The sequence below is a fragment of the Bacillus cereus genome (assembly GCF_015071065.1).
Lineage (GTDB): Bacteria > Bacillota > Bacilli > Bacillales > Bacillaceae_G > Bacillus_A > Bacillus_A cereus_BA.
Genome location: NZ_VOVA01000006.1, coordinates 204,502 through 230,052, shown reverse-complemented (window position 1 = coordinate 230,052; position 25,551 = coordinate 204,502). Strand labels below are relative to the sequence as shown.

Sequence of the window (25,551 nt, the reverse complement as noted above, 5' to 3'; positions counted from 1 at the left end):
CTTAATACAATTATACATATTCGGTAAAATTACACCAAATAAATATTACATGTAGCAAAATATAACTTGTGGACACGTTCTATAAAGCAGATTCTCCGATTAGAAGGCGTAACACATCTCAACCATATAGATGTGGCGTTGCTTTAATCTAGCCAAACAAACGATCTCGATTCTCTTGTATTTGTACACTAACAATCTGGTGAAAATAAATGATTCTGTTTTATAGGACGTGTTTACTTAATGTCCAATACATATTATTAAAAGTAAAGTGGTTCAAGTCGGAGGAAGGCACCTTAGGGTGTCTTTTCTTTATTTTCAAAAGGACCTGCTCAATTAATACTTAAAAACATAAAGTAAAGTGAACCCGTTAAAATACATGAGTGACCCCTTGTTTTATCCTCTTATCTAAAGGAGGAACTATTATGGGCTTTGGTGGTAGTTGTGGTAGTTGTGGCGGCGGTGGCTTCGCTGGAGGATTTGCTTTATTAGTTGTATTATTTATTTTATTAATCATAGTTGGAGCTAGCTGCTTCTGCTAAAAAACTATCGGAAAAGACACTCTTATATGAGTGTCTTTTCTTTATACGTTAAAAAATCCCACCTATTTCCGTAGGCGGGCCTTATCTTTATTACACAATACCAAAGTATACTCTCTTTTCCCCTTAAATTTTATGTAATTATACATATTCGTGAAAATACAAATAGTAAAATATAAATTGTAGGCATGCTCTATAAAGTAGATTCTTTTGAAAGACGTAACATATCAATCATTATAGGAAATGTGTCGAGACTCCTACTTAATTAAATGCCTTTTTTGATTTATAAAAAGTAAAATCATGATAATTTGTTTCCAATCCGCATCCTTTTCATTAATCTATTTTAAGAAGATACATTTACGAATCCAAAATAATCCCCTCAAAGCATAAGCTTTAAGGGGATCTCTCATATCATTTTTTCTCTTCATACAACCGATTTGCTTTATACGAGCAAACGAAAAACATACCAATAGCAACCGGGATAAATATCCATGCCATGCCCCTCATTAATGCAAATGGCGTTTCAAATAAGAATGATCCTAAAAATGCCGCGCCTTGCTTGTCCCATAGTCCTGGCGTAAAGTATAGTTCTTTCGGATTTACAAGTGCGCCTAAATTAATCGTGTTATTAAACATAAATAGGATTAATATCGGCGAATAACATATCGCCAATTCTAGAAATGTCTTAGATAAACGTTTATACTTCCCTGCTCGTGACATTTGATCTGAAAAAATGTCATCTTCGCTTTCCTCATTTACCTTTTTAAAATATTGCGTACCAGACCACCATTTACCGGCTATATGCTTCCAGCCACTATCTTCAAATAACGTACAATAATTAATAAAATCACTTCGTCTATTAAATATTCTATGATCTATTTTAATTTTCGTATCTTCCGGTTCTGCGATTCTAAATCTATAACCGAATGTATTACTTTTTAGTTGATAGCCTTTCCAAGCCATCTCTTCTAACCAGTTTTCCTCTTTCTCAAAGTCTAAAAAGAATTTCAATCTCCACATCATCACTTCCCCCTAACTATACATTTAATAAACTTTTTGTAACCCCAACAATGTGCTGCATTCTCATAAAGTCTAAATGCAATACTTCTTTCCCGCGTTCAGTAATTACATACACTTTTCTTCGTTTATCTTCACTTTTTACCGATTGTATTAATTGTTGTTTCAATAAGTTTTCAACCGCACCATACAATGTACCCGCCGCGATTTTCACTTGATGATCACTAAGCTCCTCCACCTTTTGCATAATTAAATATCCATGAGCTGGCTCTAATAAAGCTAAAAGGACGTAATACGTTGTTTCCGTTAATGGTAAATTTTTATCTCTATTCATAAAGACCTCCAATGTAACGATAAGTATATAGCCAAACTATACAGTTGAACTATATAGTTTTATTTTATACAGTCTAACTGTATATGTCAAATGTAGGAAACCTTTTATTATCCATAACGAATCAAAAAACGCTATCTTTTTAAAAGATAGCGTTTTTTGTATTACCCTTGCTTATTCTTCGCCTTCATTTGCTCCTCATAAACAAACTTAGCTGTCATAAAATCATTAGGAAAATCTCCTATCGCTTTCTTCATAACATTCAATTCTTCTTGTGATTTAATTTCAATCCCATTTAAGAAGTCCAATGCTTTCGATTGCTCATCAGCAACAAAGTTTTGCGTCATGTAGTCATCTTGGAAGTCTTGCTTCGCCTTTTCTTTCACTTTATTCATTGCCTCTGTTTTATTTATACTTTTTACAGGATTTGCAAATGCACCAGTAGGTTGTTCCGGTTTAGGTTCTTCTTTCTTTTCTGGCTGTGGAGTTGGTGCAGGTTGCTGTGGTTGTTGCTTAGGTTGTTCTTGTTGAACTGGCTGCTGCGCTACTTGCTGTTCTTTTTTAGCCAATTCATCTTTTAACTTCTTAACTTGTGCATCAAAAGATTTTTTTTCAGTTTCTAGTATACTCATATCACTTTTTAACTTTTGCGTTTCTTCAAAATACTCATCTACTAATTTATTGTACTCTTTCTCCGTATACATTTTTTCACTAGTGGATGCCGGTTTCCCTTTCGTTACAACTACATTAATAATTACAATTAAAACTGCGATTCCTATTAACACAGAAAAAATCTTCTTTTTGTTCATTACTAATCCTCCAAAATGTAAAATTTCCAAAGTTATCATAACAGATGCAGGTATGTTCCTTTGTCACATTATGTCGAACCGAAATAATAAAAAAAGCACCTGAAACAGATGCTTTTTCTCATTCTCACTACATAAACGTAATCGTCACCAAAGAATATCCTTCTTTCGCATTATACGGCTCCGCTTTATACGAAACGCGGTTTGACCCTTGCGGATAACCGATTTCACCAATTGCCTTTTTCACATCTTGCAGTGCACCATTCATTGATTGCTTATACAAAATTTCAATTTTTTCTGGCTTTGCGCTATAACGTTGCTGCATTTTATTTTTTAATTCATTATAGTTATTTGCGATGTATTCATTTCCTAAATAATTTAACTTTGTATCTTTCAAAATTTGTTGGTACACAGCTGACTTAGAGCTTCCCCCTGCAATTTTATTTGTAAGTGTATCATAATAATTTGTAGTAGCCTGCGGATAGTCCCCGCGGTTCCACTCATGATTTCTTGCAATTTGTTCATCTGATAAGTTGAAATAAGAATATGTTACTCGGCCTTGTTCATCTGGCACTGGATCATCGAATGTTGTATCAAGGTGGTACCATTTATTATCGATTTTCACTAAATTCCAAGCATGAGGTTGTCCGTCTCCAGTTCCTACTACAAAATGATTCTCAATTCCAGCTTCTTTTAATAATTGGTAGGTTAATAGTGCGTAACCTTGGCAAACTGCTGAACGATTCGCTAACGCTTCATATGCTGTATACGCTTTATAAGACGTATCGTAAGAAACATGTTTTACTACGTAATCATGAACCGACTTCACTTTTTCATGATCATCCATTCCCGTTTGAATAATAGAAGAAACGATCGCTTTCGCTTGTTTCATCACATACTCTGTTTGTTCTTTCGTTTCGCGATATGTAATATGTAGCGTAAATGTATAATTTCCAGGTGATCCAGATAGTCCATATGAAACATTCGATCTATTATAATTTGTATACTCATTTTTACTTGCGACTTCTTTATATGCGTTAAAAAGGGTATTCATCACTTCTTCTTTATTACTATTTCTCGTGTAATAAGGACGTGTAATATTCGTTTCGTATGTATCAATACGCTTTTGTACTTCATTTTTGAAGGCAGATAATAGTGCCGCATCCTCTGTATCTTGCTTATTAGTATTTTTATATTGTAAAGTTTTATATAAAAACTGTGCATACTGTTCACGCGTTACCGTATTATATGGCCCAAACTTACCTTCCCCAGTACCAGCTGCAATCTCGTTTGACTGCACGGCACTAATCGCGTTTTCTGCCCAAAAACCATTTGGAACATCGTTAAATGTGTGTGTTTGCTTAGCAGAAAGATGAAAAGCATTTGTAAGAATTTGCGCCATTTCCGCACGACTAACAGAATCTTTCGGTCTAAAACCACCATTTCCATCACCTTTAAAAATCCCCAATTTCGTTAACGTCAAAACCTCTTCAGGAAACAGTGTAGAACCTGAGCGAATATCACGATAAGGATTGTTTAAAGTAGACCCATCTTTTAATGCGTAACGAGCACCATCATTACTAAACGTACCACCTTGCTTATTCGGTACTAACACTCGATAAACTAAAGCCGCAACTTGCTCTCTCGTCGCAACATCACCAAACCCAAACATCCCATTTCCATAACCTGAAATAATATTTTTACTCGATAAATCTTTAATAGCAGGATAAGACCAGTGCGATGTCGGCACATCGGAAAAAGCACCTGCTTCAGCAGCTTTCATCTCATCAACATTTGTATATAATAAAGCGCTACCAATAAGCGTTAATGATGTAATTGATTTTAATAGTTTTATGTACATAATACCCTCTCCCCATACATCTTCTATTCTTGTTATTTTTTGTCGAAAAATCTAAAAGACTATGACAAGACACATTATACAATTAAAACTTTTCGGAGGATATATTAAATTTCAAAACATGCAAAAACTCATATTACTATAGTGATTCGTACTGATATTATGCTATTTTACTTGCGAATATATAAATAAAAAGAAAAACACGAATGTAACATTGTTAATATACATATCGCTTTTTGAGCTTTTATTTCGCTAAAATGTAGCCTATAAAAACAATGCTATCCCCATTAAAACCGCAATAGAATCTTGAGAACATACCTTTTAACATGATTCATTATATGATTGCCAATTTCATATCCTTTATTTAAAACAGTTTTTACTAATTATAATTATTGGAATCCACTTCATACCTCCATGCAATATTCTTTGGAACTTTTGGATACATTAAATATGCATAGCATTGTAGTTTGTATATATTTCACTTTTGTATTTTTGAACCAAGTATTAGGAGGGTATTTATGATGAAAAGCTGTACAGCATTCCTTATTATTGATGTACAGGTAGGTTCATTTGAAGAGAGAAAAGTCCTATATAATGGAATGGAATTATTAAGAGTTATTCAATTATTGATTTCTAAAGCCCGTTCTGCTTCAGCCCCTATCTTTTATATGAAGTTTAACGGGAAGTCTGGTTCCTCGCTTAGCCAAGGGACACCTGGATGGGAAATTCATAAATCAATTGCTCCAGCAACAGGAGATGTCGTTCTCGAAAAGAATCATCCTGATTCTTTTCATAAAACGAGTCTTCAACAAGAGCTGGAAATGAGAAATATAAACCGAGTTGTTATAGCAGGAATTCAATCTGAAATTTGCATAGATGCAACATGCCGGCGTGCATACAGCTTAGGATATGACGTTACTCTTGTAAAGAATGGACATAGTACATATAATTCTACAGTATTATCGGCGTCTCAAATTATTAAGCATCATAACGACATAATAGGTCAATGGTTTGCTTGCGTAAAAAATTCCGAAAGTATAGAGTTTTAATTCCATTTCCATATTTGATAGTCTATATATTTTTTACTATAGTCTCTTTCACTTTCAAAGAATTGCTTTCCAATGAACTGGTTCCTAAACTAAACTGCCCCGTTTCTACAATAAGAAGAGAGCTGTCCATAAGTCGGTTTCACCAACTTATCGGGCAGCTCCTCTTCATTTCACTTTATTCTATCGATGAATCCAAACTGCACCTGCAGACTTGTCTTCAGCTTGACCTACTACTTCAAACTTCAATCCTAGTTTCGGCAACTTACGTCCTGCATCTGGAATCGCGCTGTTGATGTACTGCTTAGAATCATCAAATTTTGCAACTCCTGGTAATCCTTTATAGTCAAAGATACCGCGAGTTGGCGAGTCCACTCTCCATGCCGGCGTTTGATCAAATGAGAATGCCGCATCGGCAATTTGATAACGCGTACTGCTCTTCACAGTCGGTTGTCCGTTTAATGTTCCTACGATTGCCTCTGGATGAGAATCTACTACTCCTAAGAATCCTTCACCTGGATGAACACCTACCCAGTTATCTGTAAAGCTTTGATCCGCATACCATACAACCATTCCTGTATTAAATACAGGGCCACGCGCATGTTGTAACGCCGTGTCAGAACCAGCGTAATTTCTCCACTCTACATAGTAGTTATTTTTTTTCTGTTCCAATCCGTTAGACACAGTAAATCCTTTTAATGTCATTGCTGGCTGGCCTTCTGCATCATCAGAGAAAACAACTTTGCCATCTACAGTTAATGCTGCATTATCTAACGCAAATCCTTTATAAGCTACTGCAATATCTGTTAAATACTCAAATTGCAGTTTGACTTTTTCCCCTTTGAATTGGCTTAAATCGTATGATTTATCAACCCACTTACCATCAGTTGTATCCACGCCGCCTTTTACATCTTTTTCGCCCATTCTATCAATACGTGTCTTCGTTCCGTCTTCTGCAATCGCATATACGTCAAGGAAATCATACTTCGCTTCAAGTTCGTAGAATGCCTTATAATCAAACTTAGCATCTTTTGCATTTGTTAAGTCAAATACTGGTGTCTCAAGTGTTGTATGAATATCATTTCCTTTTGTGCTGTAATAAAACTTCTTACCAAATGCCGATTCGATATTTTTGATATCTTTGTCTGGCAAGTTAACACGAACGATTCCTGGTCGTTTTGATTTTGTAACACTTTGATCTAAATAGGTTGCAACACCGACTCCTGTGCGAAGTTTATCATAATCTACCTCAACGATATTCGCCCAGTTGCCCTTCATATTCTTTTGGAAAAACTCTTTATTTTGTGGTGAGAAACTTGTTGGCTCTGTTCCTGCAATTTTTCCAGCCCAGCTGCCGCCGCTCATAATAGACCATGACTCAACAGGTTCACCTTGTCCCGAGTACTTCGTATCGTACTCATCTGGTAATCCTAAATCATGACCATACTCATGCGCAAACACACCAACCGCTCCATCTTCAGGCTCGATTGTATAATCGTATGCAGCCATCTTTCCGCCCCAATTTGAAACAGAAGATTTTGTGCCATCAATCGCATATGGTTTTGATCCAAGTTTTGAACGATGAGACCAAATCGCATCATCTTTCAATTTACCGCCGCCAGCTTCTTGACCCACACCAGCATGTACAACCATTAAATGATCAATAATGCCATCTGGCTCGTTTTTATTTCCATCACCATTTTGATCGTACTGATCAAATTGGTCATAATCAGCTAAGTTAATTCCTTTTGCTACCGCTGCTTTTAATGCTTCTTTCACAAGATCGCGTGGCCCTAAAGGACCTTTGTTATCATGCCCAGTGCCCGCATCCGCACCATAATCTGAAGCTTTTCCTGGAACAGTAAGCCATTCCGTTACAGTTCCATCAACTGTGTAGCTGCCACCAGATTGTTCTTCATAATATTGTTTAAATGTATTAATCTTCGATCCATCAAATAACGTAAATGGTTCATTACCAAATAACATTTTTTGATAATGTTCACGATTAAAGTCCTTAGAATACATGTATCCTGGCTCTTGATCAATATTGTTATGCTTAAAATCGCTAAATTCTACGAGTAAAACAAGTACTTTATCTTTTCGAACAGCTCCGTTGTACTCTTCTTGCTTCGCTGGTGCAGTAGGTACTTTTCCATTTAATTTACTAGAATTCAACCCTGCACCTTGTCCAGCTACTGGCCCTACTGCCGGCTGCTGAGCCTGTTCATTTTCCTTCATTTTTGCATCTTTTACTTTTTTCATAAAATCAGAAGCTTCTTGCGTAAGACTATCTCCTGTCAAGATTTCTTTCCCAGGGTTTTCCCCTTTCTTTTTCTCAACATATTTTTCGACAGCCTTTGACGTCTCAGCTTGTGATGCAGATTGATCAATTACGCCCCGTTGTTTTAGCGCTTCTGCTAAACGCTCTTCTGGTATTAAATGCTCATCTATTGGTAGAGATGATGGCGCATCAGCATATGCTGCATGACTTCCAAAAGCAAAACTACTACTTAGTACTGCCGCTGTTGCTAAAACTGATAAAGGTTTTAACTTCTTATTCTTTTTCAATGTATTTCCTCCCCAGTGTCTGCGAATTATCGTTTTTTTTGCCGATAGGAACATAATATTCTCTTTATAGAGAATATTCAATATTTTTCAACAATTAAATGTTGAGAAATATTTTTTTGTGCAGGGTGAAATATGTAAGATAGCAAAATACAAAGGTTCTGCTTGTTTATGCTTTTTTAAGTTTTTTACATAACCATAAAGTATGATCACTTGTTCTTTTATCTTGATGACGATGGAGTAAAATGCTTATTTACAATACTAAGGAAATACAACATACAAACAGCCATTCGCAGCATATTTCACAAAGTTTTAAAAAGGGATATGTTGTATCATGCCGAAAACATCATTTATAACTAAGTTGCTTTACTTCTATCGTAAAGGAAATAAAGAATACGCCAAAATAAATATCAACCTAAAGAGGTGTTAGTAACATGAAAAATAAAAGATGTGATAATTGCGGTTCTACTAAATTTAAAGATAGAAAGAATATTTCATATAAAATAGAATTAACATAACATATATACCGAATATTACAATCCGAGAATAATAGAGGAGGTTATTAAATGGGAAAGAAAAAAATTTTATGTTTGTCTTTATTATCACTTGCTTTATTTTGTTCCTGTCAGATTGATACAGAGGAGCCAAAGAGTGAAGGGTCAAAGGTCATGGATGCTGTTAACAGAACTGTAAATAAAAAATCTTTTGTTAGTGCTGCTATATGGGACGAGAATACAAGAAGATTAGATATAGAAATTGCTGATACTGAAGATTCCTCTAAAGTAAAAAAAGAAATTAATAATCAACTAAAAAAACAAGGAATTAAGCCGTACACTATCAATATAAAAGAAAGAGATATGAAAATTGTGGAAAAAGAAAATAGGTGGAATAAAGTTATCGGTGCTATTTTTGATAATGTGTTTAACAAAAATGAGTACAAAGATTCTGGGATTCATCAAATGAACTTTGAAGCAAAACAACCATATACTCTGACTATAAAAACAAAGATAAATAATCCTGATCCAGGAGCCAAAGAGTTTGGGAATAAATTAAAAACAGAAATTGCTGATTTGCTTAAAACAAAAGAAGTAAGTAAATGGATCGGTAATGATTCATTTACCATTGAAATTTATAGTAAAGATAATCAAAAGATTAACTTATAAGATAATTTTCTTTTAGGCGTACCACCCTATCATTTCATGCAAAAACCACGCTAAGTTTTTTTAAATCTGTTATATAAGATTTTACAGCTTGCAATAAGAATTCTTCCTGTCCCATACCAGCATCCGCTGCCATTTGCACTACTTTTTGTTTAAATTCATGATCTGCATGAAAAGTTAATGGCTCTACATTACTTTTAAAGTAAATTCCTTTTACATGTGGAAGTATCGTGCCGGATTTCATATGAGAATGTAAATATTTAATCTCCTCTTGAAACTGCAATGGATCTACTTGTAATACGAAAGGTTTAATTTCTATTATGTAATCTTTTCTTTGTTTAAAGAGTTCTTTTTCTAGGGAAGGATTATAATCCCAAATTTTAGAATTTACTTTCACAAGTTGCCTAATCTGTCCATCTGTTTGTACTTCATAGTACGAAAACCCGTGATTAAGCGATGGAATTTCAAAGGTAGGTAAAGATAGTGCGAGTCCGTAGAAACAATATAAACATGTTGTCCTACTAATGTAACTCTTTTTAGATTTAAAATTGATCAAGTAAACTTCTTTATTTAAATATGACTTATCTTTTATAGCTATCATCATTTTTTCAGTTAAAACCACCTTGTGTATTTCTGCTTTCTTTCTACTATCCACTAATTTCATAATTCCAAAAAAATCTCGTGTATTCAACAAACTATAGTTGATAATAAATATATTTAAATTACAGCCGTTATACGGATTAGGAATTTTTAACATACCAAAGAGTACAAGAAATCAATTGAAATGCGTCTAATTTGTGACGTGAGGTATAATTTTATAATTTTGGTGACACGAACCCATGTCCATCAACTTAAGAGATTTTAATACCCCCAAGTACCAAAAATCTGTTTCTTTAAAATAAAGTTTTATCAATCATGTGCTAACAACCATTGGTAAATTAATGAATTTGAATTTTGAAAAACATGAATATTTTGGAGTATATGTTATTGAGCATTAGCACCCTTTACCTGGGTAAAGAGAATGTTATTCATGTATGTAATTCATAACTGCTCGAATGTAACTTTCTAAAGGCTGTTTAGTATCTACAACTAAACACTTATATTCAGGAGGTTTTTTACTATTCTTGATAGTATATTTAAAAGATTCTTCAGACTGTATCTCTTTAATTTGGCTTAGCATTCTATCACGGTTTTTTAATCTGAAATTTATTTCATTACTATCATCTAGGTAACATTCAATATATTTATATTTAACATTATATTTTTTTGATAAATCTGTTCCTTTTTCAACCATTTCTTCATACAAGCAAGGACTATCAAATATTACAGCCTGTCCCTCTGATAAGTGAAATTCAATTAAAGACCAATCAATATTGTATGAAATCTTACCAGCAAGCTTTACATCAATTGGAGCTTCCTCAATGGAAAGTAATAAAGCGGTTTTTACAATATCGTGGTCAATAATAACTGCTCCTGTTCTCTTAGCGATTTTTCGAGCAAGTGTTGACTTACCAGAGCCAGGGAAACCTGACATTTGAACAAAAAACATATAAAACACCCTCTCATGTATTCTCTTTTAACTATCCTTCATCCGTCAGTTTAACCGAGTGAAAATTCCGAATTTTTATTATAGGATTTTAACCAAACCTTATTACAAACGATCAATTTTTATTATACATTAACAAACTTTATTCAAAAGCCTCAAAAACGTTATTCTTTCTAAAGAAGCTAGATTAGAAAGGATGACATTTTCTTATGAATCTCTCGATACAAGATGAACTACAACCATTTGTGGAAGAATTACAACGATATATTACACCTGTATTTTTAGACGAACTCGCAAGAGAAATCGGATTTATAAAGCGAAAACGTAAGTTTTCTGGCTCAGACTTAGCTACGATTTGTATTTGGATCAGTCAACGAGTAGCAAGTGATCCTTTAGTACGATTATGTAGTAGGCTTCATGCAGCCACTGGTACTTTACTCAGCCCTGAGGGCTTAAATAAACGTTTAAACGCTAAAGCAGTTTTGTTTTTAAAACATATTTTTTCTTTACTATTACAACAAAAAGTATGTGAACAAACACAAATCTCTAACCATCTCTTCTCTTATTTTCAACGAATCCGTATCCTAGATGCTACCGTATTTCAGGCGCCAAGTGCTTTAGAGGATGTATATCCAGGCTCTGGAGGCTGTGCTCAAACAGCCGGAATCAAAATTCAATTAGAATATGATCTGCACAGTGGGAAATTTCTTAACTTTCAAGTTGGACCAGGAGATTTATGTATTCGTGATTTGGGTTATTTTTCATTGGAAGACTTAGATCAAATGGATCAACGAGGTACATACTATATTTCTCGTTTAAAATTAAATACGAATGTATATGTGAAGAATCCAGCTCCAGAATACTTTAAAAATGGTGCCATTAAGAAACAATCGGAATACATACAAGTCGATGTGAAACAGATTTTGAAACAACTACAGCCTGGAGAAACATTTGAATTAAAACATGCTTATATAGGTGATAAACAACAACTATTTGCACGTGTTATTTTTAATCGATTAACAGAAGAGCAACTTCAAAAAAGACAAGCGAAGATTGCGGAAAAAGAAAAATCTAAAAATAGAACGTACTCAGAGAAAAGTAAATTGGTAGCTGGATTAAACGTGTACGTGACGAATATACCTTGGGAATGGGTTCCGATGGAACAGGTACATGAATTATATACTTTACGTTGGCAAATAGAGATTATCTTTAAAACGTGGAAATCACTTTTCAAAATAGACCATTATCGTCATGTAAAACAGGAACGATTAGAGTGCCAATTATATGGAAAGCTAATCGCTATCTTCCTGTGCTCCTCTACTATGTTTAAAATGCGTCAACTTCTTTTAAAAAAGAAGAAAAGAGAATTAAACGAATATAAAGCGATTGGAATGATTCAAGATCATTTACACCTGTTGTATCAAGCTATACGACAAAGCACCATAGAAATGACAAAGATTCTAATCCGCCTATTCCACCTCCTAGAGAAGAATGGACGGAAATCTCATAGATATGAGAAAAAGACAGTCTTTGATATTATAGGTGTTGTCTATGAGTATAGTAGGCTTGGAAAACAAAAGAAAGCAGCATAATTTTTAAAAATGATACCTATCTAGGTTTATTTGGTATGTTCATTTTTAAGGACACAAAATATTTTAAGTTTTTTTCGTTCATATGAACGAAAGTTCACTTTATTTTCCTTCTTAAGTTGATGGGCATGGGGTGGTACCCCTAATACCCCAGAAGGAAAAGAAGAGTTTGAATCCTTTAACGTACAGGGCGTTCCATATATCATTGTAAAAGATCATGAAAATAACACTCAAAAATCAATTCTTGGATTCAGCACTCAATCATTAGAAGAGGCTATTTTATAATAATCATCCCAAAAAAAGAAACGAACAAAAATGTTCGTTTCTTTTTCATGGTGTTCAATGCTCAAGAAAACTTATAACCGCATAAATATATAGAACGACTAGAGCAAAGGCACATATTCCCATAATTATAATCGCTAGTGCGCTTTTCTCTTGTCTAAACCCTATAATTCCAAGAATAAATGCACTCAACATTGTTACCTTAAGCATTTTAGAAATGTTGGGAATTGAATATTCACTCAACCAGGTAGAGAAACTTACAATTGCGAAAAAAGAGAACAAAGTTAGAATAATAGATAATATATTAATGTGCTTCCCATACTTCAAGTGCATTTCGCTATCCCCTTTTCTTTTCATTAGTGAATAATAGGTAGGTGACTATATTTTTATTTTATTCTAAATTTTCTTGAAAATCGACAACAAAAAGAAGAGGTTGTCCCAAAAGTCGCTGAATAGTTACTTTTAGGCAACCTCTTTTCTTTATTGTTTACTTTCCTCTAGTTTAGAGATACTTGCTTCTTTTTTAAATTTTTCAAGTTCTTCACGTTCACGCGGAGACAATTTTTCTAGTAGGGGTGGAAGTATCAAACTCTACTACTCCAACAAACCCAACACATCTAAAAAGATAAACACGGGTATCATCGTAATGACATATATAAGAATTTTACAAATAAAATGAATCTTAATACCTAACTTATCCGGAAGAAGCCATATCGACAATCCCAACAGCGTACGCCCTACAGCCAAATACAATTGAGGTAAAAGAACATTATCCATTCTTACCTCCATATACTCTTTACCAGACTCAAACAATACAGCATATAGGATCAATATAATGAAATAAAGAATAAACACTTTCACATAACTTTTCGATTTGTTTTTTCTCAACTTATAAAAACTCCTTTTATTTTCCATTCCCAGCGATGCCCTCAACGATTTCCTTTGCTGCCTTGCGATTCTTATTTATTTCGATTATCTCATTTAATCCTTTATGTACATCAGCAAAGCCTTGGGTGAATGTGGATTGTAATCCTTTAAAACTACCTTCTAACTTATCTAACTTATTATCTAAGCTATCCATTCTACCATCTAATTTATCTACCTTCTTCTCCATTTCACATACCTTTGCATATATCTGTTCAAGCATCTTCTCTTCATTTTCCGCCATGGCAGCTAGACCCCCTAAAAATTTTCTGAAACCACTGTAAAATTATATTTTTAAGAAACGATCATTTAATTATAGCAAAAACAGTAAGGACACCCCCATTCCATAATGGACGTACCCAATACCAGTAAAAATACCTTTAACATTAACAATGGAGAAGATAAATTCACCGATAATTCCAGTGTAAATACCCAAAAATCTAAAGATAGTAATTCCATTTGAACTTCCTCCTAATAACTTGATAATTGTCATTGGAAAAAGAAAATGAAAAACCCTTCTTCTTACTTTGTAATTTCTTAAAAACTTTCATAGTCTACAAAGGTACACCTTATAAAATAATATCTTGATCCCTCCCAAACCCACTTCCCAAGATATCCAACCATAATTTTGAATCACAAAACAATTAATACCACCTTTTGAAGTAATTTCTGTCGAATGGGCAGTTTTGCAAAAATACAATTAAACAACGTGAATTCCATATTTATAGGAGCTCACGTTGCTTCTTTTAAAACTATTATCTTAGTATTTATAAACATACATATCTTTACGGAGAGAGCATCTAGCAAAATTATATATCAATCAACTATAGAAAAATCCCCTCCACCATAAGGTAGAGGGGATCTTCTAATTTCTATTTCAAACTACCCGCAATCTCCGTAAAGATAACCCCAAGCGCATGTGCGCCTGCATCTGGATATCCTAAACTTCTTTCGCCAACTGTACCGGCGCGGCCCATGCGAGCGACGATTTCTTTCGTATACTCTGCGCCTTTAACCGCTGCTTCTGCTCCTTTTTCAAAGGCAGTTTTTACGTCTACTTCGTTTGAAGCGCTGTCTAACCAAGAGTCTACACATGGAGCAAGTGCATCAACAAGCGTTTTATCACCAACTACCGCTCCTCTACCGAACGATCTTTCACCGATAGATTGTATACCTTGAAGTGCCGCTTGTAACATTTCAGCAAATTCTTTGGCTGTTAACTCACGTTTTTCGCCTGCCGCTTTACTAGCTGCACGGAATGCACCGCCCCAAATTGGACCAGATGCACCGCCGCAATGTTCCATAATAATCATCGAACAACCGTCAAGGAACGAGCCAATCGTTACATTCTCTTGTCCTACAATAGAATGCCACTCACGTTTTAATTGCTTAAATCCTTTCGCAACACTCATTCCGAAGTCTCCGTCACCTGCATGTGTATCTAACTCACAGAACGGTACTTCATTTTTAATAATAATGTCGCTCATTTTATCAACGAGATAGATCATATTGTTTAATGTAATGACATTATCTTTCATAACAGCATGCTCTTCCGCCGTTTCTATTTCAAAGGAAACTTCCTTCTCTTCTACATCTTCAAGCACATTCACGTACTCTACACTCTCAACTGGTCCATCTACTTTAAACGCAGGTGTATTACACTCTTTCGATAATAACGTTTTTAGCTCATCATCTAGCTTCATTACTGTTAAAGACATACCAGCCATATCGATACTCGTCATATAGTTACCGACGAATACTCTATTGATTTTAATGTTTCTAGCAGCTAATTCTCTCGTCACTGCATTGTTAAATAAGTAAAGTTCTTGCAGCGGTGTTCCGCCAAAACCATTTACAAGAAGCGCGATTTCCTCGCCATCTTTTACTCCTAAATCTTTCATTAAATCATTTGTCATACGGTTAGCTAAGTCATCTGCTGACAGCGTTTTTTCACGTTTAATACCTGGTTCACCGTGAATACCTACGCCGTATTCCATTTCATCTTCCGCAAGTGTGAAAGTAGGTGATCCGCTCGCTGGAACTGTGCAAGAAGTTAACGCTAAACCGATTGTGCGCACGTTAGCCGCTGCTTTTTCTGCGACAGCTTTCACCGCTCCTAAATCCATACCTGCTTCCGCTGCTGCGCCGGCAATTTTATGAACGAAAATAACTCCCGCAACGCCGCGGCGCCCTACTGTATATAGACTATCTTCTACCGCAATATCATCGTCCACTTTTACGTAGTCTACTTCAATTCCATCTTCAGTCGCTAAATGCGCACCGTTTTTGAAATTCATAATATCGCCGCTGTAATTTTTAATAATTAATAATGTACCTTTTTTACTAGCCGTCTCTTTAATTGCTTGATATATCTGGATTTGCGAAGGAGAAGCAAACACATCTCCGCACACTGCCGCATCTAACATTCCTTTTCCGACTAATCCTGCATGTGCTGGCTCATGACCACTACCTCCGCCACTAATTAGCGTTACTTTATTTTCATTCATCTCTTTCTTCTTAATCACTTTATATTTTTTCAAAAGCTCAAGCTCTGGATGAGCCATAACCATTCCGTTGCACATTTCCATTACTAATGTTTCTGGTTTATTTATAATCTTTTTCATTGTGATTCTCCCTCAATTCCTTTAATATATTGTGATATATTTGAAATCTTCTTCTTACTACTCATGTTAAAATGAAAGCGTTTTATAGTAAACGGACAAAATGGACAATCTGTCTAAAGACACCGCTCTCATTTATAGATAGGATTTTCATATTACTACATTCTAGGGATGATTCAGATGACCTCTTCTATAATTTCTAAAAAGATAATCGCGAATTCATTGAAACATTTAATGGCAACGGAATCGTTTCATAAAATATCAGTGAGCGATATTATGTTACACTGTCAAATGCGTAGGCAAACTTTTTATTATCATTTTAAAGATAAATTCGAACTATTAAGCTGGATTTATAGAGAAGAAACGAAAGAAAACATTATAGACTTTCTTGATTATGAAACATGGGAAAATATTTTCGATTTATTATTTGATTACTTTTATGAAAATCAAAAATTTTACCGAAATGCTTTTAAAGTCATTGAGCAAAACTCGTTTAATCACTATTTATTTGAGCATACGAAAAACTTATATATGAAGATTATTGATGAGCTATCTTTGAGCTGTAAATTAACTCTTTCGATTGAAACAAAAAATACGATTGCCTCTTTTTATAGTCACGGCTTCGTTGGAACGATAAAAGATTGGATTGAAAGCAAGTGCGAAGTAGATCCATCCATTATGTCTTCTCTCATGAAAAATATGATAAACAATCAATTACTACTTTTACTCGAGCAATCAGCAAAGTAATCATAAGGTGGCCAAAGCAATGAAAAAGATTATGAATGATGTACAAAATATCGTTCAAGATATGCTGCATGGCTTTTATTTTGAACATAACGACAAAGTAAATTACGACGAAACGAATAACATCATTTATGTAAAAGATATCGAAAAACTGAAGCAAAACGTTGTCCTTATAAGCGGCGGTGGTAGCGGACATGAACCAGCTGATATTGGTTATGTAGGAAAAGGAATGCTTACAGCGGCAGTAAACGGCAGTATCTTCGCTCCGCCTACAGTGGAACAAATATTAGCGGCAACTCGCCTCATGCCAAAAGATAAAAGTATTTTATTCATCATTAAAAACTTTAAAGATGACGTAGAAAACTTTTTAGCGGCAGAACAAATCGCCAAAGAAGAAGGAAGACAAATTGACCATGTCATCGTAAATGACGACGTTTCAATTGAAGATGATGCTTCTTTTAATAAAAGAAGACGCGGCGTAGCTGGCACCGTTTTCGTTCAAAAAATACTAGGCTCGGCCGCTCCCCACGGACATTCTTTAGAAGAACTAACAACACTTGGCCGTTCTGTCACCGAAAACTTACACACATTAGGAGTCGCCCTTTCACCTGCGAATGATCCAGTGAAAGGAAAAGCTTCATTTACATTAAACGACGATGAAGTCTTTTACGGCGTCGGCATCCATGGCGAACAAGGTTACCGTAAAGAAGCGCTATCCTCTTCTGAAATATTAGCGATTGAACTGATGAACAAACTTAAAAGCATTTATCGCTGGAGAAAAGGTGACAACTTTGCGATCCTCATTAATGGACTCGGTGCGACACCATTAATGGAACAATACATTTTCGCAAACGACATTCGCCGTTTATGTGAGCTGGAAGGCTTACAGATTAAATTCGTCAAGGTCGGTACCCTTCTAACTTCTTTAGATATGAAAGGTGTTTCGCTCAGTCTGCTTAAGGTAGAGGATTTGGATTGGGTGAAGTGGTTGCAGGCGGATGTTGGTGTGGGTAGTTGGTAAGATTAAATAAAATTGATCAGAGAATATAGGGGTTTATACTATCCAATATAAATATCCATCCCCTTCTTCTCTTCCATTGGCTTATTCTATAGTAATTATAAATCAGTTAGTAAAATGAAGCCTGGAATTTTCAAATCGAAATTATACGATGCATTATATAAATTATAGATTTAATTATTAAAGACACCATAAATGGTGTCTTTTTGCTTATGTAACTATGATTTGTCCTTATTTTTATAAATATATATTTATAAAATACTTCCTTATTTTAAACTATTTTCAAAAGTAATTTCATCTCTTTTATTTGTTCTATGTGACGCTGTTCATGCAAATATATCAGTTCTATCCATTGATCAAGAAGTAACTCTCCCAGAGCAGGATGCTTCACTGATTTTTTCGCTAACATGGATTCATCTTCTATTGTACTAAGAAAAGTCATCAACTTTTTTCTCGAATCGTTTAACAAATCAATCATTTGTTGAACTTCAAATGGTTCCAAGCTTGGTTCAAGAATTTCTGGAGCCGTAAATTTTTTCGTTCTATCTAACAATATAGAGTGAATTTCTTGACGCTCTTTTTGGGTACTATCAATCTCTTTTAATCCAAATGAAATAACTTTTATAGCTGCCTCATCTAATAAAACTAAGTGATGACAAACTTGTGCTATACTCCATTTATTCATATCTGGCTTACTATCGAATTGAGCATCACTTAATAAAGTAATCTCCTTTAGTAGGTTATTTCTCGTTTCATAAAACTTGTCATTCACAAATTTATCCATGAGATTTCTCCCTCCACCTGAAAGTACATACTTATATTCCTATTCTGTATATATTCTCTACGACAAAAAATTTCCCCTTCACCATTCTACGTTAAGGAGTAGTACCAACTACCCTTTCATCACTCCTATTTATCAGTTCAACAAGTTGTATCTGGGAATGAAAGTAAGACTAGACCTATTTTTGCACCAGAACCTCTTATCTTAAATAACTGTAAAAAAATCAAATTTCCGTTATGGAGAACAATGAATTTCTTCATTTTACGGTGTAGTACCCTATAAAGAAAAGACACTCTCATGAGTGCCTCTCCTTAGCAACCGAATCCGCTGCAGCTAGCTCCAACTATTATTAATAAGATAAAGAGCACAACAAGTAATGCGAATCCGCCACCACAGCCTCCACCGCAACTACCGCCATATCCCATATTAATCCCTCTCTTTTAGGAGAAAACGTGAGGTCACACATGCATTCCACTGGGTTCACTTTACTTTGAAATGCACCCCAATTATTAGACACTGTCTAACAATTGGGGTCACTTCAACAAGATCGACTTTTTTAATGGGTTAAAAATTCCTAAACGTTGTAAATCCGCATAAACCTGACGCTACCCCTATAAACAATGATGCACGGGAACAGTTGGGCATTATTAATAAGAGCCAAATAAAAGATTCTCTTGGATGCAAGAGGATTTTTTTATTGGGAATAGTAAGGGTGAGGGGAGGTGCATTACATATGGGAAAAGGTAGAAGTAATAATGCTGGTAAAAAGCAACCGAATTTCGATGACTCATCTAATTTTGCTAAACAAAGTCAACCGACAGAAAAGAAGAAGAAATAGGAAAAGAAGCTCTCTTGATAAAGAGAGCTCCTTTTTAAGATATATTGACGTTTCAGCACAACATATGCATTTTTACATAAAAAATTCTTATTATTAAATGCTATACTAAAATAGGAGTCGACAATTGTTATTTTCTTCTTAGTTTTAAAGCAATCTGATATACCTTCTTAACTCATTTGGATTGTACAAGTAAAAGAAGACATCTTCATTGATGTCTTCTTTTCTTATACAATCATTACTATATTAATTCATACTTAAGAATCAAGACTCTCACCATTCGTCTCAATTACTTCTTTATACCAATTGAAACTGTTCTTCTTCGATCTTTTTAATGAACCTTTTCCTTCATTATCTTTATCAACGTATATATATCCGTAACGTTTCTTCATTTCTCCAGTAGAGGCACTTACAAGGTCAATTGGGCCCCAGCTTGTATATCCGATAAGATCTACTCCATCTTGGATTGCTTCTGACATTTCAATCATATGTTTTTGTAAGTAATCAATACGGTAGTCGTCGTTTACCTCGTCTTCAGCATTTAATTGATCAATTGCACCAAGACCATTTTCAACGACAAATAAAGGTTTTTGGTAACGATCGTAAAGTTGGTTCGCTGTAATACGGAAGCCTTTCGGATCAATCGTCCAGCCCCACTCTGATTTTTCAAGATATGGGTTTTCAACAGAACCAAATACATTTCCGCTCGTTATACTTTTTAACACTTCTGGATCGGTACTTGTTGCTCGGCTTGAATAGTAGCTAAAACCGATATAATCAACTGTATGCTCTTTCAAAATTTCCTCGTCTTCTTTTTCCATTTCAATTGTTAAATTGTTATCTGTAAAGAAGCGTTTTGCGTATCCAGGGTATGCACCTCTTGCTTGTACATCAATGAAGAAGAATGATTCACGGTCTTGTTCCATCGCACGAAGAACGTCATCCGGATTACATGTGTACGGATACGTCGCACCTGCAGCAAGCATACAACCGATTTTTGCATCTGGAATAATTTCATGACACGCTTTCACAGCTAAAGCACTTGCGACAAGTTGATGATGCGCTGCTTGATATTGAATTTGTTTTTTGTTCTCACCTTCTTTAAAAGCTAGTCCTGCTCCCATGAAAGGTAAATGTAAAAGCATATTAATTTCATTAAATGTCATCCAATATTTCACTTTATCTTTGTATCTATTAAAAATAGTTTTTGCATACGTCTCAAAGAAGTTTACAAGTTTTCTACTTCTCCAGCTTCCATACGTTTCTACTAAATGAACAGGAACATCAAAGTGCGCCATCGTAACGACTGGCTCAATGCCATGCTCCAACAGTTCATCAAATAAATCATCATAAAACTTTAGCCCTGCTTCATTCGGCTGTTCATCATCACCATTTGGGAAAATACGTGTCCAAGCAATAGATACGCGTAACGCTTTAAAGCCCATTTCTGCAAAAAGAGCAATATCCTCTTTATAACGATGATAAAAATCAATTGCTTCGTGTGATGGATAAAACTCTCCTTCTATCGGTGTAAAAGAATGAATTTTCCCTTTCATAATATCCCAGCGTTTTTCACCAGTTGGTAATAGGTCAACTGTCGTTAATCCTTTTCCATCTTCTAAATATGCTCCTTCAACTTGATTGGCAGCAATTGCGCCACCCCATAAAAATCCTTTAGGAAAAATAACTTTAGACATATATAAAAACTCCTTTGTATAAGAATTAGCGAAGAAAGAACATTTTAACACTTAAAAAATGTCCTTCTTCGTTTTAAACCGTATGAAATGTAAATACTATTTAACTCCTAGTTTTATTAAAGATTCTCCTGCTTGAACATTTCCTATTTCAGCTGTCGTGATACTATATTTATCATAATTTGTCACAACAATTGGTGTTGTCACAATATAACCCGCCTTTTTAATTTCAGCTATGTTAAATTCAATAAGTAATTGACCTTTTTCTACTATCGCTCCTTGCTCAATACGAGAAGAGAAAAATTCACCATCTAGTTTCACAGTATCCATCCCAATATGGATTAAAATTTCAGCACCTGCATCCGTTACAATTCCTACCGCATGATTCGTTGGGAAAAGTGCAGAAATTGTACCTGAAACCGGCGAAAACAACTTTCCTTCTGAAGGTTCAATCGCAACGCCTTCTCCTAAAGCACCTGATGCAAATGCAGCATCATCAATATCTTGTAACGGCTTTACCTCACCATTAAAAGGACTGAAAATTATTTCACCTTGCTCTGATGCAGCTGTTCTAACAATTGGTTCTTCTGTTTCTGTAGATTGTTGTTTTTTATTGAAACCAAACAAGTAAGTAAGAATGAAACCTAGTATGAGGGAGACAACCATCGCAATAATCGCTCCCCAAAATCCAGCTGTAATACCATCTTTAGGGCTAATAAATGTTGGAAGCGCAAATATGCCAAGTCCACCTGTCATATACCCTTGTGTACCGAATACACCAAGTATTCCGCCGCCAATTCCTCCAGCAATACAACTCATAATAAACGGCTTTTTAAGAGGAAGTGTAATACCATAAATCGCCGGCTCTGTAACTCCGAAAATACCTGAAATAAAAGCTGGAATACTTAGCGTTTTTAATTTCTGGTCTTTCGTTTTCATCCAAACTCCAAGAACAGCACCAATTTGAGCAAATGAAGTAGCGAATATGAGCGCTAATATAGGATCGATACCGTGCACTGCTAAATTATTAAAGCCAATCGGAACAATTCCCCAATGAAGTCCGAAAATAACGAGTACTTGCCAGAAAGCACCAAGTACTACACCTGCTACTAACGGGCTTAAATTGTAAATCCAAAGTGTAGCCTGTCCTAAAAATTGTCCTGCCCACGTCGCAATTGGGCCAATAACAAGAAATGTGACTGGTACAACGATTAGTAATGTGAAGAATGGTACTAAAAATGTTTTCACAACATCCGGAATAACTTTCTTTAAAGAATTTTCTACTTTCGCTCCAAAATAAGCAGCGAGAATAATTGGAATAACAGATGATGCATAATTCATTAAAATAACTGGTATTCCTAAAAACGTAATATGAATTGGTGATTCAAACAGTGTTCCTGCAAATAGCGTAAATAATGGCTCGCTTGCTTTTAAACCGGGTAAAGCCGGATAGACTAAAGCTCCCCCAATTGCCATACCAATGAACGGCGATCCTCCAAACTTCTTACTTGCTGTATATCCTAGGAAGATTGGGAAGAAATAAAATAACGAATCCCCAACCGCGTTTAATATTTGATACGTCCCTGACTGAGTACTTAACCAACCTAACGCTACAAATAGTGCATTAAATCCTTTAATCATCCCTGTTGCAGCTAATACTCCTAAAATAGGAGTGAAAATGCTAGAAAGAATATCTATAAGACTACTCTTTTTCTTCTCACTCGTAGCTTCTTCTTCTGTTTCTTGAAATCCTCCGGCAACAATAACCGCTTTATACACGTCAGATACATGGTTACCAATAACAACTTGATACTGTCCACCGCTTTTCATAACAGTCACAATATCTTCCATACTTTTCAGTATTTCCGTATTTGCTTTTCCCTCATCTTTTAACTGAAATCGTAAACGCGTTATACAATGTACAACGCTATTTATATTTTCTCTTCCGCCAACATGTTTCAGTATGTCTTTTGCCAATTGTTCATACTTCATAGTAGTTCTCCCTCCTTACAATCATCCCATTTATCATTTTTATAAAAGAAAAAACCTAAACTAACCATAACGGCGTGATACATACGAATCACTCCATTAAAAGTCAATTTAGGTTTTGCCTGCCAAACAGTAACAATCCCGTTTATTCAATTACATAATTCATTGCGTTTCGTTACACGATGAATGTGCAACGTTAAATAAACTTTTTCATCTTTTGAAAGATGACTATTATGTGCTTTTCGTAAGTATGCTTCTATTTTTTCTGTACAACAATACGCTTCATGATACTTACTTTTCACTTGCTCATATAAAAAATCATCATCTGCCGAATTTAATTCCTTCTGCATTAAACGCTGGGCAAAATATCGTAAATGTGTTAAAAACCGACTATAATTAAATGAATTTTCATCTAAGTTCATCTTATAGTGGTACTTAACAACATTTAAAATATCTTGGACGATTTTCGTCATCGCCACCGTTTGCTGCATCGCCGGCTCTCCTTGCTGCGCATTAACTAAATGCAACGCGATTGACCCTGCTTCATCTTCAGAAAGTCTAAACCCAGTCTCTTCTTCAATAATGTTCAAAGCTTGTAGACCGATTTCGAACTCTTTCTGATAGAACCTCTTAATTTCCCAAAGCAAAGTATTTTTGAGATCCATTCCTTCTTTATGCCGTGTCAATGCGAAACTTAAGTGATCCGTTAATGTAAGGTAAATATAATCACTTAAAGGTCCCGGCAAAACTGTTTTAGCGAATTGAATAATTCTCTCCGTAATTTCTAAATTCTGCACAGGAATTTCAGTTAACAACCTAGCAAGTTTCTCCGATAATTCTTTTGTTTCTAAAACAAAGATTTTTTCTACCTTAGATTCATCGATTCTATCACCTATTTTTTTCTGAAAGCCTAAACCTCTGCCCATTAGTACTACTTCAGTTTCATTCTCCTTTGTCGTACAAACAACATTATTATTTAAGATTTTATGGATCTTCATATTGTTCCGCCTTCTTTTTCTTATAAAATCACAAAAGGTAATAAAAAAACCTAAACTGATTCCAAAAGCCGCACTACACCCGTAGCCTCCAGATCAATTTAGGTTTTGCCTGCCGAACAGTAACAATCCTTTTAATTATTAACTTAACTCTATTATACACAGTTAGTAAGCGTTTGCAATAACGAATTATTGAACATTTTTTTACAAGGGAAAACAACGGCATACTAATTTTTCAGTTCTTTTCCAAATTCCATATAGACCCATTATTAGTTAAAATGTTACAATTAAATCACCCTACATAGTTACTCATAGTCAGACTGAGGAACTAGCGTCTTATTAAGCAATGCGCATAACTCAAATAAAAAAGACACTGTAAAGTGTCTTTTTTATTTATATTCTATTCATTATTTTCTCATAGGAATTATCTCTTTTATACACAAAAACTATCAAACAACAAAGGAGACTATTAAATAGATAATTCTGTCACAAGAGAACTACGTAACATACGTATATGCCTTATCAGCTTAATCATTGTCGGTGCATTCTGGGATCGTGAGAAAACTGTGGAGATCACTGATCATGATAGCGATCCTACCTTAAACATCAGTAATGTGACTCAAATTAGCGAGAATACATTTGCATACAAAGACGAATCTAATCAAATTAAAATATTTAAGTTTAACCCAGATACATATGAAATAAAACTAATAAAAGAATTTTATGCTGACGAATATGAATTACATACAATACATAATTCAAATCGATAGAAGGCACTTTAAGGTGTCTTTTCTTTATTTTCAAAAGGACCTGCTCAATTCATGCGTAAAAACATAAAGTAATTTGAATCCGTTAAAATACATGAGTGACCTTTTGTTTTCCCCTCTTATCTAAAGGAGGAACTATTATGGGATTTGGTGGTAGTTGTGGCGGCTGTGGATTTTCTGGAGGCTTTGCTTTATTAGTTGTGTTATTCATTTTATTAATCATAGTTGGAGCTTCTTGCTTCTGCTAAAAAAACTATCGGAAAAGACACTCTCTTAATATGGGTGTCTTTTCTTTTTGAATTGTTTTGTTTCCTGCATATATTCATCACCTACTCTTTAGACAAAAGTATTCTAAAGCGATATTACAGTGCAACTTTTTATAAATTCACATCCAGAAAAAAAGCTCTATTACTAGAGCATCTCATTCACATGTAAAAGAATCTACAT

The 25,551-nt window shown here is 34.9% G+C and carries 22 protein-coding genes and 1 pseudogene; 8 read left to right on the top strand and 15 right to left on the bottom strand.

Going from position 1 to position 25,551, the window contains the following annotated elements; genetic code table 11:
* Positions 1-422 precede the first annotated feature (422 nt).
* Entirely contained in the window at positions 423-539 is a 117-nt protein-coding gene (locus tag FT637_RS17980; RefSeq protein ID WP_002069235.1) for a YjcZ family sporulation protein, read from the top strand.
* 408 nt (positions 540-947) lie between these two features.
* On the opposite strand, the gene FT637_RS17975 is transcribed toward FT637_RS17980, so the two are convergent.
* The 4 genes from FT637_RS17975 to FT637_RS17960 all read right to left on the bottom strand — a co-directional run bounded on the left by FT637_RS17975 (position 948) and on the right by FT637_RS17960 (position 4,551).
* Positions 948-1,556, bottom strand: a complete 609-nt coding sequence (locus FT637_RS17975; protein WP_193647455.1) for a DUF2812 domain-containing protein — start codon at positions 1,554-1,556, stop codon at positions 948-950.
* A gap of 16 nt (positions 1,557-1,572) precedes the next feature.
* Positions 1,573-1,887, bottom strand: coding sequence for a PadR family transcriptional regulator (locus tag FT637_RS17970; RefSeq protein ID WP_193647454.1), 315 nt, complete (start codon positions 1,885-1,887; stop codon positions 1,573-1,575).
* A 161-nt stretch (positions 1,888-2,048) separates the two neighbouring features.
* A complete protein-coding gene (locus FT637_RS17965; protein ID WP_193647453.1) occupies positions 2,049-2,693 on the bottom strand; it encodes a hypothetical protein in 645 nt (214 codons plus the stop codon).
* Between the two features lie 127 nt (positions 2,694-2,820).
* Entirely contained in the window at positions 2,821-4,551 is a 1,731-nt protein-coding gene (locus FT637_RS17960; protein WP_193647452.1) for an S-layer homology domain-containing protein, read from the bottom strand.
* Between the two features lie 515 nt (positions 4,552-5,066).
* Here FT637_RS17960 and FT637_RS17955 point away from each other — a divergent pair.
* Positions 5,067-5,597, top strand: a complete 531-nt coding sequence (locus FT637_RS17955; RefSeq protein ID WP_193647451.1) for a cysteine hydrolase family protein — start codon at positions 5,067-5,069, stop codon at positions 5,595-5,597.
* A gap of 180 nt (positions 5,598-5,777) precedes the next feature.
* On the opposite strand, the gene FT637_RS17950 is transcribed toward FT637_RS17955, so the two are convergent.
* On the bottom strand, positions 5,778-8,162 hold the full coding sequence (locus tag FT637_RS17950; protein WP_193647450.1) for an immune inhibitor A domain-containing protein: 2,385 nt from the start codon (positions 8,160-8,162) through the stop codon (positions 5,778-5,780).
* A 563-nt stretch (positions 8,163-8,725) separates the two neighbouring features.
* Here FT637_RS17950 and FT637_RS17945 point away from each other — a divergent pair.
* The gene (locus FT637_RS17945) at positions 8,726-9,322 is read left to right on the top strand and encodes a DUF4030 domain-containing protein (protein WP_193647449.1); all 597 of its coding nucleotides are present in this window, start codon (positions 8,726-8,728) and stop codon (positions 9,320-9,322) included.
* Positions 9,323-9,356: 34 nt separating this feature from the next.
* Here the strand turns inward: FT637_RS17945 and FT637_RS17940 are convergent.
* Both FT637_RS17940 and FT637_RS17930 read right to left on the bottom strand, forming a co-directional pair.
* Positions 9,357-9,638 (bottom strand): annotated as a pseudogene (locus tag FT637_RS17940) (excisionase); the annotation flags it as partial.
* Positions 9,639-10,343: 705 nt separating this feature from the next.
* Positions 10,344-10,868 (bottom strand): AAA family ATPase, encoded by a 525-nt coding sequence (locus tag FT637_RS17930; protein ID WP_193647448.1) that lies wholly within the window; start codon positions 10,866-10,868, stop codon positions 10,344-10,346.
* A 206-nt stretch (positions 10,869-11,074) separates the two neighbouring features.
* Here FT637_RS17930 and FT637_RS17925 point away from each other — a divergent pair, with 206 nt between their 5' ends.
* Positions 11,075-12,457, top strand: a complete 1,383-nt coding sequence (locus FT637_RS17925) for an IS4 family transposase (RefSeq protein WP_193647447.1) — start codon at positions 11,075-11,077, stop codon at positions 12,455-12,457.
* A 336-nt stretch (positions 12,458-12,793) separates the two neighbouring features.
* Here the strand turns inward: FT637_RS17925 and FT637_RS17920 are convergent, their stop codons facing one another.
* The 3 genes from FT637_RS17920 to dhaK all read right to left on the bottom strand — a co-directional run bounded on the left by FT637_RS17920 (position 12,794) and on the right by dhaK (position 16,284).
* The gene (locus tag FT637_RS17920) at positions 12,794-13,069 is read right to left on the bottom strand and encodes a hypothetical protein (protein WP_193647446.1); all 276 of its coding nucleotides are present in this window, start codon (positions 13,067-13,069) and stop codon (positions 12,794-12,796) included.
* A 571-nt stretch (positions 13,070-13,640) separates the two neighbouring features.
* Positions 13,641-13,904 (bottom strand): chromosome segregation protein SMC, encoded by a 264-nt coding sequence (locus FT637_RS17915; RefSeq protein ID WP_193647445.1) that lies wholly within the window; start codon positions 13,902-13,904, stop codon positions 13,641-13,643.
* A 628-nt stretch (positions 13,905-14,532) separates the two neighbouring features.
* Entirely contained in the window at positions 14,533-16,284 is a 1,752-nt protein-coding gene (gene dhaK / locus FT637_RS17910; RefSeq protein ID WP_193647444.1) for a dihydroxyacetone kinase subunit DhaK, read from the bottom strand.
* Positions 16,285-16,461: 177 nt separating this feature from the next.
* Between dhaK and dhaS the strand changes: the two genes are divergently transcribed.
* A complete protein-coding gene (gene dhaS, locus FT637_RS17905; RefSeq protein ID WP_193647443.1) occupies positions 16,462-17,028 on the top strand; it encodes a dihydroxyacetone kinase transcriptional activator DhaS in 567 nt (188 codons plus the stop codon).
* 19 nt (positions 17,029-17,047) lie between these two features.
* Positions 17,048-18,046, top strand: coding sequence for a DhaKLM operon coactivator DhaQ (dhaQ, locus tag FT637_RS17900; protein WP_193647442.1), 999 nt, complete (start codon positions 17,048-17,050; stop codon positions 18,044-18,046).
* Positions 18,047-18,314: 268 nt separating this feature from the next.
* Here dhaQ and FT637_RS17895 read toward each other — a convergent pair whose 3' ends face one another.
* The 5 genes from FT637_RS17895 to licT all read right to left on the bottom strand — a co-directional run bounded on the left by FT637_RS17895 (position 18,315) and on the right by licT (position 24,340).
* Positions 18,315-18,827 (bottom strand): DinB family protein, encoded by a 513-nt coding sequence (locus tag FT637_RS17895; protein WP_193647441.1) that lies wholly within the window; start codon positions 18,825-18,827, stop codon positions 18,315-18,317.
* Between the two features lie 308 nt (positions 18,828-19,135).
* A complete protein-coding gene (locus tag FT637_RS17890) occupies positions 19,136-19,249 on the bottom strand; it encodes a YjcZ family sporulation protein (protein ID WP_193647440.1) in 114 nt (37 codons plus the stop codon).
* A gap of 667 nt (positions 19,250-19,916) precedes the next feature.
* On the bottom strand, positions 19,917-21,356 hold the full coding sequence (locus FT637_RS17885) for a 6-phospho-beta-glucosidase (RefSeq protein ID WP_193647439.1): 1,440 nt from the start codon (positions 21,354-21,356) through the stop codon (positions 19,917-19,919).
* A gap of 96 nt (positions 21,357-21,452) precedes the next feature.
* Positions 21,453-23,345 carry a beta-glucoside-specific PTS transporter subunit IIABC gene (locus FT637_RS17880; RefSeq protein ID WP_193647438.1) on the bottom strand — a complete coding sequence of 631 codons (1,893 nt, stop codon included), beginning with the start codon at positions 23,343-23,345 and terminating at the stop codon, positions 21,453-21,455.
* Between the two features lie 146 nt (positions 23,346-23,491).
* Positions 23,492-24,340, bottom strand: a complete 849-nt coding sequence (gene licT / locus FT637_RS17875) for a BglG family transcription antiterminator LicT (RefSeq protein WP_193647437.1) — start codon at positions 24,338-24,340, stop codon at positions 23,492-23,494.
* A gap of 470 nt (positions 24,341-24,810) precedes the next feature.
* Between licT and FT637_RS17870 the strand changes: the two genes are divergently transcribed.
* Positions 24,811-25,107, top strand: a complete 297-nt coding sequence (locus FT637_RS17870) for a YmzC family protein (protein WP_193647464.1) — start codon at positions 24,811-24,813, stop codon at positions 25,105-25,107.
* Positions 25,108-25,244: 137 nt separating this feature from the next.
* Positions 25,245-25,352 carry a YjcZ family sporulation protein gene (locus FT637_RS17865; protein WP_000505673.1) on the top strand — a complete coding sequence of 36 codons (108 nt, stop codon included), beginning with the start codon at positions 25,245-25,247 and terminating at the stop codon, positions 25,350-25,352.
* Positions 25,353-25,551 lie beyond the last annotated feature (199 nt).